Annotated in this window: 14 protein-coding genes and 1 pseudogene; 14 read left to right on the top strand and 1 reads right to left on the bottom strand. The window is 41.6% G+C overall.

The window, feature by feature from the left end:
- The first annotated feature begins 203 nt into the window (after positions 1 to 203).
- The 14 genes and pseudogenes from ACE1CD_RS35675 (at position 204) to ACE1CD_RS35610 (ending at position 13133) form a co-directional block, all read left to right on the top strand.
- A complete protein-coding gene (locus ACE1CD_RS35675; RefSeq protein WP_374827798.1) occupies positions 204 to 572 on the top strand; it encodes a hypothetical protein in 369 nt (122 codons plus the stop codon).
- Between the two features lie 346 nt (positions 573 to 918).
- Positions 919 to 1782, top strand: a complete 864-nt coding sequence (locus tag ACE1CD_RS35670) for a DUF4231 domain-containing protein (RefSeq protein WP_374794225.1) — start codon at positions 919 to 921, stop codon at positions 1780 to 1782.
- Between the two features lie 707 nt (positions 1783 to 2489).
- Positions 2490 to 3086 carry an IS630 family transposase gene (locus tag ACE1CD_RS35665; protein WP_374794245.1) on the top strand — a complete coding sequence of 199 codons (597 nt, stop codon included), beginning with the start codon at positions 2490 to 2492 and terminating at the stop codon, positions 3084 to 3086.
- 403 nt (positions 3087 to 3489) lie between these two features.
- Positions 3490 to 3687: pseudogene (locus tag ACE1CD_RS35660) on the top strand (ISL3 family transposase); the annotation flags it as partial.
- A gap of 376 nt (positions 3688 to 4063) precedes the next feature.
- Positions 4064 to 4393, top strand: coding sequence for a transposase (locus ACE1CD_RS35655; RefSeq protein ID WP_374794223.1), 330 nt, complete (start codon positions 4064 to 4066; stop codon positions 4391 to 4393).
- Positions 4394 to 4627: 234 nt separating this feature from the next.
- On the top strand, positions 4628 to 5176 hold the full coding sequence (locus ACE1CD_RS35650) for a transposase (RefSeq protein ID WP_374794222.1): 549 nt from the start codon (positions 4628 to 4630) through the stop codon (positions 5174 to 5176).
- Positions 5177 to 5313: 137 nt separating this feature from the next.
- Complete coding sequence (locus ACE1CD_RS35645; RefSeq protein WP_374794221.1) at positions 5314 to 5664, top strand: four helix bundle protein; 351 nt, start codon at positions 5314 to 5316, stop codon at positions 5662 to 5664.
- A 509-nt stretch (positions 5665 to 6173) separates the two neighbouring features.
- The gene (locus tag ACE1CD_RS35640) at positions 6174 to 6608 is read left to right on the top strand and encodes a lasso peptide biosynthesis B2 protein (protein WP_374794219.1); all 435 of its coding nucleotides are present in this window, start codon (positions 6174 to 6176) and stop codon (positions 6606 to 6608) included.
- Between the two features lie 111 nt (positions 6609 to 6719).
- Positions 6720 to 7622 carry a hypothetical protein gene (locus ACE1CD_RS35635; RefSeq protein WP_374827797.1) on the top strand — a complete coding sequence of 301 codons (903 nt, stop codon included), beginning with the start codon at positions 6720 to 6722 and terminating at the stop codon, positions 7620 to 7622.
- The gene (locus tag ACE1CD_RS35630; protein WP_374827796.1) at positions 7600 to 8841 is read left to right on the top strand and encodes a nucleotidyltransferase family protein; all 1242 of its coding nucleotides are present in this window, start codon (positions 7600 to 7602) and stop codon (positions 8839 to 8841) included. The genes ACE1CD_RS35635 and ACE1CD_RS35630 overlap by 23 nt, the downstream gene beginning before the upstream one ends.
- A gap of 89 nt (positions 8842 to 8930) precedes the next feature.
- On the top strand, positions 8931 to 9227 hold the full coding sequence (locus ACE1CD_RS35625; protein ID WP_374827795.1) for a PqqD family protein: 297 nt from the start codon (positions 8931 to 8933) through the stop codon (positions 9225 to 9227).
- A 438-nt stretch (positions 9228 to 9665) separates the two neighbouring features.
- Positions 9666 to 9797: a lasso RiPP family leader peptide-containing protein gene (locus tag ACE1CD_RS35620; protein ID WP_374827794.1), complete on the top strand. Its 132-nt coding sequence runs from the start codon at positions 9666 to 9668 to the stop codon at positions 9795 to 9797.
- Between the two features lie 167 nt (positions 9798 to 9964).
- Positions 9965 to 11002 carry a hypothetical protein gene (locus ACE1CD_RS35615; protein WP_374827793.1) on the top strand — a complete coding sequence of 346 codons (1038 nt, stop codon included), beginning with the start codon at positions 9965 to 9967 and terminating at the stop codon, positions 11000 to 11002.
- Positions 10980 to 13133, top strand: coding sequence for a prenyltransferase/squalene oxidase repeat-containing protein (locus ACE1CD_RS35610; protein WP_374827792.1), 2154 nt, complete (start codon positions 10980 to 10982; stop codon positions 13131 to 13133). Before ACE1CD_RS35615 ends, ACE1CD_RS35610 begins: the two co-directional genes overlap by 23 nt.
- Here the strand turns inward: ACE1CD_RS35610 and ACE1CD_RS35605 are convergent.
- The gene (locus tag ACE1CD_RS35605) at positions 13111 to 13341 is read right to left on the bottom strand and encodes a Nif11-like leader peptide family natural product precursor (protein WP_374794212.1); all 231 of its coding nucleotides are present in this window, start codon (positions 13339 to 13341) and stop codon (positions 13111 to 13113) included. The genes ACE1CD_RS35610 and ACE1CD_RS35605 overlap by 23 nt on opposite strands.
- Positions 13342 to 13727 lie beyond the last annotated feature (386 nt).

The following is a 13727-nucleotide window of genomic DNA, read 5'->3' as shown; positions in this document are numbered from 1 at the left end:
TTGGGTGTAAAATGAAGGTATTAAATTCATTTTTTTCATTAGTTAGGTCTACTTGAGAATAGCAGACCTATTTTTTTTTGACAACAATCGGTCAACCCCGCACGCAGTAAGGGGTTGACCGATTGTTGTCTCCCCCCCAGACTCTGGCGGAAAGACCTGTTAATATTATTAATGAAGCTAAATCAACATCGGAGAGTAAAATCATGTCAGAATCACCTAAATATGAACAACGCGGTGCCCAATTCGCAGGTGGCTTTGCTGAGACAGTTCAAGGGGATCAAATAGGTGGAAATATTCACAACTACGCCGCGCAACAAAATCTAGCTGAAGCCGCAAAAGATATCCAGCAACTACTCCAACAACTGTCTGAAAGTAACCCGACTAATACCCCATCAGAGAAAATGGTAGTAGTGGAAAAAACAATTAAACAGATTGAAGCTGACCCCACTTTGAGAGAACGGGTAATAGGTGCAATAAAATCTGGTGGAATTGAAGCTTTTAAAGAGTTAATCAATCATCCATTAGTCAATATTTTAGTAGCTGTTTTGGAAGGTTGGCAAGTAGGAGATTGAAGAAAATAGTAATGATTAATAAAGAATCATCAAATCAACCCGGTTTATGAATTAGGATTTGGTGGGGCGCATTTGTACCGCAGATCGATCGCAGGTTTGTGCTTGGTTGTTGTCGGAATTTCAGGAATAAATTGGAATTTGAACATTTCGAGTCACAAGAGAGAATACGCAGATTTATTAATTAGCAAAACCTGTATGCTATTTTTAAATTTCTTTACTTTTCTTACTTACCGCTAAACTATAAATATATTATCATAGCAAAATAAAATAAAAATAAAATAGACTTGTAACGTAACGAATTTTATGCTAAGCATATTGGTAAGGTAATCCACAGGAGTCAAAAATAATGACTGATGCGGCACAAATCACAAATTCCCCTCAGATTAGCAACGCAGCAGAAAATACATCAAGTTCGCCCAATCAAACTATCTTGTTAACGCTGAAGGTATTCGAGTACTTGGTGCTAGCAGGAGCAGTTGGTGCAGGAATCGTCACATTTTTTTTACCAGAGGTGCAAAACGCCAAAATCTACCTGGCTGTTTTGGCATCGGTTTCGGTTTTTATGTTTTTAACTAATTTCAGCCTCTCGAAAACATTTAATGGGGCATCACTCCGGCAGAAAATCAGCAAAAAAGCCGAACTATACAATGCACTGGTGGGAAATTCGCAACTGATCGAAAATGCTTCGATAAATACAGCAAGAGAAAGTGCTTTAGAGTATTGTCAGGAGTTAATTGATGATTATAAAAGGACGAGAACTAACTGTCGAAATATTTATTATATTTCGCAACTTGCGACGGTAGTTTTATCGGGAATTACACCAATTTTGGTGTTGGTAGATAAATTGGAAACAGGTGTAAATTGGCTGAAATGGCTACCCGTGATTTGTCCGGCGATCGCAGCTATCGTGGCTAGTATCGTTACCTCGTTTCCTTTTCAAAAGAATTGGCTGGCTGCTAACGCTACGGTGGAATTGTTGGAAGCCGAACAAGAGAAATTTATCTTGGGTGTAAGTCCGTTGTATAGTTACTACGATACGGCGGAAGAAACCCAATTGCCTCTCAAAGCGCAAAAGGCGATCGAAAACTTTATCGTTCAAGTCAATAACATTCACTTGAACCAATTGCAAGCAATGAACGATAAAAATGCTGAGGCGCAGAAACAAGAGTCAGCCGCCGCCGCATCTAATCAGTCTAGCCAGCCAGCCTAGTTGAGTGCTAAAAGTACAGGGGCGATCGATCGCCCCTGTACTCAATTGTTAAAACAGCTTTAACGCTATATCTCTAGCTGTAATACCAAATCCGGGTTAGCTACCCCCGTTATGATGGGAAGAAGATTCACGGGTAGCGAGTGTGAAAAGAAAAAGAACCTGGAAAGGCAAAAATTAGAAGAAAAAAAGGGGATGAATGCAATAAGCTGGAGTAATTGAGAATTAAGAGAAAAGCGAATCTATTCACTTCATGGGTGAAATAATAACTGGCAATTACGAAGTTAGCCAAACCGCAAATTATTGATTATCCTGATGCAAAAAAGTCTGCCTCTGGCCACCAATGATACAGCGCTTTGCGCTGTTATGAGGTACAATAAAATATCATTTTGTAGCCAAAGCTAATGAAAGCATATTCGGTTGAGTTCCGCAAAAGAATAGTGGTAGCACATTTGGTAGAAAAGATGCCAATCAGGAAAGTGGCCATTAAATTTGCTGTTAGTAAAAGTTTAGTCCAAAAACTGGTAAACCAACAAAGAACAGAAGGAAACCTACAGCCCAAACAGACGGGAAAGCCACAATGAGAGTTACCTGACTTCTGCGGAACCAGAAATCAAAGCATTAGTAGCAGATCATCCAGATGCTACTTTAGCGGAGTTATGTGAATTATTTGCGCTAAAAACGGGCAATTGGGTAAGTCAGTCGGCGATGTGTCGCTATTTGCAAAAATTAGGGTTAAATCGCAAAAAAAAACTTGGTACAGTAGCCAAGCGGCGACAGAAAGAGTCCAAAAATTAAGGGTCGAATATTGGGAAAAAATCAAACATATCGAGCCAGAAAACCTCGTATTTTTGGATGAAACTGGCATTCTGCTAGGGTTAGCCAGAACTCATGCCCGTTCATACCCAGGCACCAGAGTAACTGAACTAAAACCATTTTATCGAGCCGCCAAGGTGACAACTATTGGCGCAATTAGTATTAATAAAGTGCTGGCATTAATGACAATGAATGACTCAATGGATGGAAAAGCATTTGCCGTATTTATTGAGAAGTTTTTATGCCCTCAGTTATGGCCGGGAGCGGTAGTAGTTATGGATAATTTACCTGCCCATAAACTTGCATCTATTGAACCTATGATTAATGCTGTCGGTGCTAGAGTTATTTGTTTATCACCATATTCTCCTGATTTTAATCCCATTGAACTTTGGTGGTCGCAACTCAAATCATTTTTGCGTTTTTTTGCTCCAAATACCACGTCTATGATTGATAAAATAATTGCTGTTGCTCTCCATTTAATCAATCCTTAACATTTAAGAAATTGGTTCGCTCGTTGCTGCTACTGTACCTCATAACAGCGCAAAGCGCTGTATGTTTGCAGTTCGCTACACATAAAGACGCTCATTTAATTTGTTAATTTTACCGCTAAAATTTGTCCATTTAATTTGTTAATCTCTCTTCCAGGGCATCTTATTGACTCAATCCCTTTCCCTGCAAGCTTTTTAGCCTCTCTTTCCCCGCTCAGTTAATTTGTTAACGGCTCAGTTAATGGTTCTTGCCCACTTTTGGTGATCTCGGTTGGGGTAAGGCAGAAGGCAGAAGGCAGAAGGCAGAAGGGAAGAAGAGAAGAAGGGAAGAAGGGAAGAAGGGCAGGAAGGAAGAAGGATACAATAGTAGTACTTCAAACTTCTGACATCAAACTTTGAAACCCAAATGTGTTTTAGTATAGAACTACTAAGCCAGCTGTTACCTGGTTCAGGACACCTCCAATTTAAAAATTGGTTAATTGACAAAGGGAATCGGCAGATTACTCTAGTTGTTTCCTCTATTGCATTGACAGCTTCTTGCCCTGTCTGTAAGTTGCCAACACAGCGAATCCACAGCCATTATCAGCGAACGCTAGGCGATCTGCCGTGGGCAGATTATAGTATTACCCTCAAACTAATAGTGCGGAAATTCTTCTGTCGGAATCCTGAATGTAGGAGGCAAATTTTCACCGAAAGAATAGCGACTATTGCTAGTCCTTGGGCGCGACGAACACAAAGGTTAGCACAACAACTGACGGCGATAGCTTTAGCATTAGGAGGAGCAGCAGGAGAGCGGCTCAGCCAAAAGATAGGCGATAGAGTTAGTCGCAATACGCTATTGCGGTTAATCACTAGGTTGCCGCTACCCACAATAATCACCCCAAAGACTCTTGGAGTTGACGATTTCGCCTTTCGGAAGCGCCTTCGTTATGGCACGGTACTCATCGATCTAGATCGAAGCTGCCCAATTGCATTATTGAATGACCGTGAAGCTCAAACACGCTTCCGAGTGGTTAAAGAACCATCCTGGGGTCAAAGTAGTTTCCCGCGATCGCTCAAAAGTGTACAAGAATGGCATTATGCAAGGCGCACCGGAAGCAATGCAGGTAGCAGATCGGTTTCATCTGCTGCAAAACCTGGCTGAGGTACTTGAACAAGTTTTTAGGAAGCAGGAGAAAGCCATCAAAGCAGTGGAAGCCTCCCATCGCGTTGCCGAGAGTGAATACTTCCACCGGGGAAAAAGTAGTACCCATTTCGCCGCCGTCCTCAACCCGACAAATACAGCAGCAAACGGAACAAAGGCGCACTAGACGATTAGCAATTTACCAAAAAGTTTGGAATTTACAGGCCCAAGGGTGGTCTGCACCTGCAATTGCTCATCAAGTTGGGATAAGCACCCGGACTGTGCAACGCTACCTTCGCACGCCCAACTTTCCCGAACGTCAATCGCGTAGTGACCAAAGAAAGGCAGAAGGCAGAGGGCAGAAGGCAGAAGGAAAAGGAAATAAGTTTCTCCTTGTTCATTCTTTCCAACTTCTACCTTTATGATTGAGACCTTTTTGCACCAGAACCTTCTAACTTCTGCCTTCTGCCTTCTGCCCTCTGCCTTTCTTGGTCAAGCGCAAGGCTGGGAACTACGACGACGACCGAGGGGGCGAACATTACCCCAAGTAGTCAGCCTCAAGCACAAGCAGCTAACAATCACCCCCCATCAGGCAGCATGGCTAGTAATGCGACGACCATTTGACCGAGATGCTGAAGATGAGCAGTTGATTGCTCAGCTAGCAGCGCAACACCCAGATTTGTCAACAGCGATCGATCTGGCGCAAGATTTCGCACAATTGGTACGCCAACGGCAGCCTGAATGCCTCGATCCCTGGCTTCATCAGGCAGGTAGGTGCCAGCTGGTTCCCTTTCAACGTTTTGCTCAAAGTTTACGGGAAGATTACTATGCAGTTAAAGCAGGTGTAACGCTGCCAACCAGCAACGGACCCGTTGAAGGGCACATTAATCGGCTGAAAATGCTCAAGCGCCAGATGTATGGACGTGCATCTATAGATTTGTTGAGCCGAAGATTTTTATGGGCAGCTTAAAGGATAGCAGAGGTATATTTTTTTTAACCAATTAAATGCCCTAAATTTATTTATGGGGATTCCCTTCTGCCGACTGCATAAAAGCCGACTGCATAAAAGCCTTCTTAATTCCAACTTCTAGTCTTCAAACTTTTCTTATGAGTTATAGAAATCAGTTTATCTGGCAAAGGGCTGTTCAATTGGCCATCAACTGTTACAAGTTTACCAATCAATTTCCTAAATCCGAATTATATGGTTTGACTAGCCAAATCCGACGAGCATCGGTATCTGTAGCTTCCAATATAGCTGAGGGCTATGGCCGGAGAGCCAAGTCAGAGTACATTCAATTCTTACATATTGCTTTAGGTTCTTTAAGAGAACTAGATACTCAATTGATTATTGGTAAAGAAGTTGATTTGATAGAGAAAGATCTTTTTATTCCCATTTTGGCAGAAGTCGAAGAAATGCAAAGCATCTTAGTAGCTACTTTAAACAAACTCAAAGATTGAAAATTAATCTTCTGCCTTATCTTTTTATCTTTTCCGTTTCCTTTTTTACCTTCTGCCTTCTGCCTTACCCCAACCGAGATCACCAAAAGTGGGCAAGAACCCAGTTAATTTGTTATTCGACACCATAAGAAAAATTAATCTTTATTCGGCAATTAACCACCTTTGAGTGAAAAGGAGGATTTTGTATCAACAGCTACATTTTATTTACCTTTACACAGCGATCGCAAAACTTTTCGGTCTACTGATTTTTACTAAAACTTTATTATTTAGCAGTTAAAATTTACTAATTTTTCACAAAAACTACTCTATCTTAAGGCATAGTAAAAAAAGCTAATCTATCGGCTGTAAAAACGAGGAAAAGCCAGTGGTGTCCAAGGTTTGTGCATCTTCTGTCATCGTTGCAGGCAAAAAACAAATTTCTTCGGATCTTGCTGACGAAGCTGTGATCCTAGCCATATCTTTGAATTGCTCGAAAAACTGGCAGCAGAAGAACTAATAGAGGTTAAATAATGAAATTGCTGCTGAAGTTCTTGGGCCTCGCACCGAGCGATCGCTTTCTTCTCCTCAATGCCTTTTTCCTATTACTAGCCATCCAACTGGGATTGTGGCTAATACCTTTTAAAGTCTTGCTGCGAAGGCTGGGCCAAATTTCCCCCACTTCTCTTCAAATGCACCCAGCTTCCTCAGACGACCTAGATAAAGTTTCTTGGGCAGTAAATCAGGCTAGCCGCTTGATGCCCAAAGTCAAGTGTCTTGCTCGCGCTTTGACTGCACAAGTGCTACTGAGTTGGCGCGGTTGTTCCGCCGACCTTCGCATCGGTGTCGCCAAAAGCGAGTCTGGCAAATTAGAAGCGCACGCTTGGGTAGAAAGTCAGGGACGGATTATTGTTGGTGTTTTAGCAGACCTTTCTCGCTATATCCCACTACCATCGCTGAAAGTATAACTGCCCCAATCATCTAAGTCAATCAACAGTAATCAACTTAATGGAGTTTAAACTAATACAAAATACAGCCAAAACCAACGTCACCAAAAAAACCTTTTAATATATCAAAAAATGTTTGATTACACGGCCTATAATTTGGGCATCCACTCCGAGTTTACGCTATCAGAATTGATGTCAGGAGCGACAAAAACAGATGTAGTAATTCGGAGAGGGAAAGTAGAGCGAACTGCATCAGAAATTGCTAATCCAAAAAACCTTTTGCTTCGCGCCAATAGCCAAGAAACTTGCTTTTACGTGCCAAAAGTAGCAGCTTGTTTAGTGCGAGGCACAGATGAGATAATTGTTGATGAAGACGAGGGTGTAGAACCTGGTTTGTTATCCAATTTCATTGTCGGACTACCTCTGGCGATGCTGCTACACCTGCGAGGAATAATTGTCCTTCATGCCAGCGCGGTGGCGGTAAATGGCGCAGTGGTAGCCTTTTTGGGCAAATCAGGGGAGGGCAAATCGACGATCGCAGCCACCCTACACAAGCGCAATCATCCTCTTGTCACAGATGATATCTTAGCCATTGACATTAACGACACTACTGGTGCTACTGTACTTCCAAGTTATCCTCAACTCAGACTTTGGCCACAATCAGTTACCTCCATAGGAGAAGTCGCGGAAAATTTGCCCCGAATTTTCCCCAACTTGGAGAAACGATCGAAATTAGTAACAGATGAATTTCAACCAACACCCCTCCCCCTGAAGCGGATTTACGTATTGGGTGAAGGTACGGATCTGGAAATTGCATCCATCAATACCCAGTCAGCTTTTTTAGAAATTACGCGCCAATCTTATCCAGATTTGGAATTATTAAAAGCGATCGGCACACCTGATGCAAAATTTCACCGTTGCATCAAACTAGCGAATCTCATTCCTGCTTATCAGATTAAAAGACCTCGCGATATATACTTACTATCAGAATTAGCCCAATTAATAGAAGCAGATGTTGCTAAAATCCCCTGTTAAATTTTTATCGGTTAACTCTTCTCCAGAAATTGAATTGCTGCTAATCTGCGCCTGCACTTCGATGGACTCGGAAAAAGCCGAACGCCTGAAAGCTTTGCTGCAAGAAGAGATAGAATGGGAAAATTTGATCCAGATGGCGACTCAACATAAAGTGATACCGCTTTTGTATTGTAATTTAAACACCATCTGCCCAGAAGCTGTTCCCCAAAATATCTTAGATCGGTTACAAAAAAACTACTATACTGATGCTCGTCGTAATTTATTTTTAAGTGGGGAACTGGTCAGACTTTTGCAAATTTTTGAGTCGCAAGAAATCCTGGCTTTACCTTTCAAAGGACCGATTTTAGCTGCTTCTGCTTATGGAAATTTGTCTTTGCGCCAGTTCTGCGATTTAGATATTTTGATTCGCGAAAAAGATATTGAAAAGGCAAAGGCGCTGTTCCTTTCTCAGGGATATAAAATGAAAATTGAACGTATAGAAGTAACTCCACAACAAGAAGCTGCTTTTGTGCGATCGCAAAATATTCATCACTTTGTCCGGGAAGCTGCTTATCCCTTTATACACGAACAGAAAAAAAATTTGGTGGAACTCCACTGGGGAATAGTACCAAAATATTTTTCTTTTCCTCTCGATTCTGAGGAATTGTGGGAGAATCTCGAACAAGTCTCCATTGCTAGTAAGAGTGTCCCCAATCTTTCGCCAGAAAATGCCTTGTTGATGATTTGCGGACATGGGACTAAAGACTGCTGGAGACAATTAGCGAGAATCTGCGATGTAGCGGAACTAATCCGCAGCTATCCGCCATTAGATTGGACAAAATTAATGCAGCGGGCTAAAATTCTGGGAGGTCAGCGAATGCTATATCTTGGTCTTTTCCTTGCTAAAAATCTCCTGGGGACTACTTTACCAGATTCGGTTTACCAAAAAATAAAAGCTGACCCGGAAGTAGAAATATTGGCAACTCAGGTATGCGATTGCCTTTTCTGTAATACTAATGAATCATCTAAACATGGCAATGTTACCCTCTTCCATCTCCGCGCCAAAGAAAACTTAGCTGACAAATTAAAATACTTTCTGCTTATAACGGTAACGCCGACTACTACTGACTGGCTACTGCTACCTTTGGCTAAATTTCCCGCTTTCATTTACTATCTGATGCGTCCAATTCGGTTAGCAGGAAAACAAGCATTGAAAGTATTTAAGAGGATATTCAGCTAGAAGAAATATTTTTTTTTGTGGAAGTTGCTGATAAGCGGCTAGGGGTGGTGATAAGCTATATCTAGATATATAACCCACGAACAACTCAAATGACAGCCTCTTCTTTGCTCCAAGTCGTCATTCCCTCTAACGTCCTTGCACAAGAGTTAGGGGGTGAAGTAGTTTTACTGAATATGGAAAACGAAACTTACTACAGCTTGAATAAAGTGGGTAGCCGGATGTGGCAATTCCTCGCCGAAAAAGGGGATATAGAAACAGCTACTCAGCAATTGTTACAAATCTTTGCAGTAGAAGAGTCAACCCTGCGTCAGGATGTGGCAAAGTTAATAGATGAATTGGTGCAAGAGGGTTTGCTGAGTATAGCTTCTAGCCAGGAGAACCAATGAGCGGTATTATTTGCCACTTTTATGAACTCGCAACTCTTTCAAACAACTAACAGATCTCTGCGCGGATTAAGGATTTGGTAACAGCATCAAGTCAATCAGACTATGTTGACATTTCGCAGTTGCTATCGTTAATAGAGTCGCCGACACCAAAAACTCCATCGGCTCTCACGTACTTAGGGTGATAAATTTTGCTAATCAGTTTGTCTTTTAGCTTCAGCAGTGGGAAGTTCAAGGCTTTGAAGCTAATAAGTTAGTTTTTGTATCTATGACCAAGCTAAAGCCATTATCCTACAGGCTTTGTCAACCATCTATTAGATTTTATTATCACCTCAAGTACGGGAGAGCCTGATAAATTTATCATTAGCATACTGGTTGACTAGAATTGATAATGATGATAAAGTAAAAATGTAAATACCTTAATCAAGTCAATAGAAAATTATGTCCGAAGAGATTAGGCATTTAAAACAAGAATACGAACCACCTAAGTTACACAAGCATGGCATGGTAAAAGATTTGACGCTTGGCTCTAGTATTGGTGGTGGTGGTGGTGGTAGTACTTATGTACCGTAAAAGATTTGACGCTTGCCCTATCTAGCGTAAGTGGTGGTGGGGGTTGTACACCTACGGTCACAACTTCGGGCACAAACCCACCACTTTCAACCTGCTTGTATACTGCAGTTGTCCCGCTTTACCTTGATAGCCAATCCAAAAAATCCTTTAAATTACAAGTATTCCAAATGAGTTCTCTTGAGCATATTAAATATTACTTTTATAAAGTCTATGGTTTAACCCTGCGTAGTAATCAGTCTCTGATGAATGTGCTAGAAATAAGCCCATCAGTGGATGTTTGGGATGTTTCGATTCATCTATCTAGAACATTGGAAGAAAGCTCAATGCCTATTTCCCGTTCTGCTTGGCAAATTAGTCCCAAGCATCCGGGTGTTCCGATCGCAACTCATGAAAAAGGAATATATTTGCTTTTACAATATATCTTGAACGAATTCGCCTATGCTGAATTTGTAATCAACCCCAGTGGCGATCAAATTTGGATCGCTGTAGGGAAAGAAGCAAATTTAAGAGGTGTACTTTCACTTTTATTTGGGGTTGTTCTCGGATGTGTTTTGCGAATACGTAGCATTACATGCTTACACGCTTCCGTGGTTATTATTAAAAACATGGCAATTGCCTTACTTGGTGCTGAAGGCGCAGGTAAGTCAACTACAACGGCGGCATTATTACAATGTGGTGGGCAACTTTTTGCCGAGGATGTAGCCGCGCTAGTGGAGCAAAAACAACAATTTTTGGTTCAGCCTGGTTATCAAGCTATACGTTTAAACGAAGACGCAGCTACTCAATTATATGGTTCCTCCGAATGCTTACAGTTAATTACATCAAACCCGGATATTTGGCCAACCAAGAAGGAACTATGCCTACTCAAGAATGAAAAATTAGTTCCTGAAAGTCCAGTTCCTTTGGCAGCTATTTATATATTAGAAGAACGCTGTGCAAATCGAACAACGGTAGAGATTCAGGCAACTCCACCCATAACTGGTCTTTTCAACTTAGTGAGAAATACTTATGCAAGCTGGATGTTAGAGGAAGAAGATAAGAGAATTGAATTTGAGTTATTGGGTAGATTGGCAGCTAAAGTGCCTTTGAAAAAAGTTTATAGACCAGATAATTTATCTATGTTGCCTCAGATTAGCCAAGCTATTATTGAAGATGCTAAGGCTACTATTTTTTTGCTAGAAAATGAACCAACCAAGTTTAGCTGATTATCTACAAATTATTGTTACCGATCTTCCCTCTGAGATCGCTACACCATCAGTATTAGATCGCATCCAAAAACTAGCAAGCTTGTTAGCTCCTATCCCCAGATCTGGATTTGAAATCCGTTTAGAAAACAAAAATAAGCAAGTCGATCTACAGCAAGGTATTTCTTCCAAAAATAATGAACCAGAAATTTTAGCCAAGCATATTGCTGCAATGGCTGAATTTGATTCAAGATTTAAACAACCCCCATGGAACTATATTTGCCAGTTGTGCGAATTATGGAGTAACCCTAGTTCTTGTATTCATAATGGCATCACTGAAATTTGGTTAGAATTCGATCTTAAAGAATCAGATACTCAAGATTTTATCCCTTCTATTTTTATTAGTTTAAATCCTAATTTAACTGATATAGAAGAAGCTTTTACCGTCACTAAAACTGCCTTAGAATTACTCTGGAATCTGTCAATATCAGACGATCTAAACCATAACTTGTACCGTTGTTTTAAAGCTTGTGTTAAACCTGCTAACATTAGCCATATTGGTGTAATGTTATCCCGTCAGGCAGAAGTATTGCGTCTAAATGTCAGTAACTTACCTCCCAATCAGGTGGCTACCTATCTACAAGAAATTGATTATCCAGAGTCAACCAACGAAATTGAGACTTTGGTGATGCAGTTTTTAGAGATTGTTGACGATGTGAGAGTATGTTTAGATGTTGGCGCTGCGATCCATTCTCAAGTTGGTTTAGAATGTTCATTTAGACTGCAAAATGAACTAGAACCTCTATGGTTTACTCTATTGGATAATTTAGTAAGTCTGGGATTATGTACAGCTGAAAAACGGAAATGGCTACTTAGTTGGCCGGGATATGTAACTCCTATTTCTACTCCCCAACCCTGGCCTGATGTTCTAATTGCTGAGTCTATGTTGCAATCTCAAGAAAGTCTAAGTGCGCTACAACGAGGACTCAGCCACGTCAAACTCACTTGTAAACCACAATGCCCCTTGGAGGCTAAAGCATATTTAGGATTTATACATCAATGGTTAGGAAAAAATACAACTGTTGGTAGTCACCAAGCTCAAAATTCCCTCGCTTGCCAAAAAGTTGATGATTCCACCCCATTAGACAGAAATCGATTGGATAGCGCCATAGTAGCCGCGACCCAGTTTCTCTTATGTTCCCGCAATCAGAAAGGCTGGTGGCGGGACTTTCACTTATATATTGGCATTGAAGGTGAGGTCAGGAGAAGTGATGAATGGGTTACAGCTTATGTAGGAGATGCTCTAGCAGCACTTCCCGATCGACAAGCGAAACTAGCAGCACAACAAGCGTGGTTGTTACTGATTAACCGTCGCCAGTCCTCTCCGGGATGGGGATATAACGGCTTCGTCACACCGGACGCAGATAGCACAGCTTGGGCGCTACGGCTGGCTAGCAGTTTGGGCGAGAGCAAATCCCATAAGGCAAGAGAAGCTTCTGAATTTATAGCAAAGCATTTTTCAGCAACAGGAGGCATAGCTACCTATTTGGAACAACTTGCTCCTCGCGCCTATACGGGTTCAGCCCCCGTCAAAGGTTGGTGTGGCGTTCACGCCTGCGTAACTGCTGCTGTAGCTAGTTTAGAAGAGATAGGAGAAGCTTCCCGGCGCTTTCTGAGGGATACTCAGGATGATAATGGCAGTTGGAAAGCTTATTGGTGGTATGACTATGAATACGCAACAGCTTTAGCTGCTGAATCTTTAGCAAAAGATAGCTATTACCACAATGATCGGCAGGTACAACTAGCCATTGAGTGGGCGCGTCGTAGAATTAATTCGAGTGGGGCCGTGTATTCTCTTCAGTATGGTGATAATTCCGCTTTTGCTACTGCCTGGTGCGTGCGAATTCTGGCTTTAGCTGAAGAACGACAGCAGACGATCGCTGAGTTACACGGAGCAGTTAACTGGTTGCTAGAAAACCAAAAACCTGATGGCTCTTGGCCTGCCTCGGCTTTGTTGCGCTTACCAGCTTCTGCCGATATCATAGATCCAGACAATCATCCCAGTAGTGCGATCCCAGACGATCGTAGACTTTTTACTACAGCTACCGTCCTAGTCGCTTTATCCACAGTTAGGAAACGTTGCCTGTTGTAATACCGTAGCGAAGCGATCGCATCGTCCAATCATGCCTGTAGGCAATATTTAGTTCTTCTGGAGTATATTCAAACCCAGCCTCCATGCCAACCTGTACGAGGTTTTCTATATTCACCTCAGGCATCAGCATCCTAATCTTATATTTTAGATTTTCGTCTTGCCTAACAGCTTGAATAAACTCTAGAGCGGCTTGTACTGACATACTCATTAAACGTACTTAAATTTACGATAAAAAATTCTCGAGTTGGCCAGAAAACTTGACCTGCGGTGCATTGAAACTTCAACTCGCGGTTATTATGACAATGCTATAGAATATTGTACCCGACTCTTGGCGTAAGGTTGCCCTATGGGTATCGTGTCTTCAAAGTCGAGAGACAGCGATCGAGATAATTAAATTTGGCCCAGAAATAGCGAAGCTGACACCAGCCGCAAAGTAGCAATTCAAACCCTTGTTGTCATTGGAAGCATAAGATTGCCGCAACGGCAACCTTATGCTTCTAACTGAGTGCGGCAGATATATGCTTCCAATTGGACAAGGAATGCCAAAACATATCTCACCAATAAGAACTCACTCATAACCAAGAGAGCGTTGTA

The organism is Aerosakkonema sp. BLCC-F183, assembly GCF_041929145.1.
Classification (GTDB): Bacteria; Cyanobacteriota; Cyanobacteriia; order Cyanobacteriales; family Aerosakkonemataceae; genus Aerosakkonema.
This window is presented reverse-complemented; position numbering and strand designations above follow the sequence as displayed.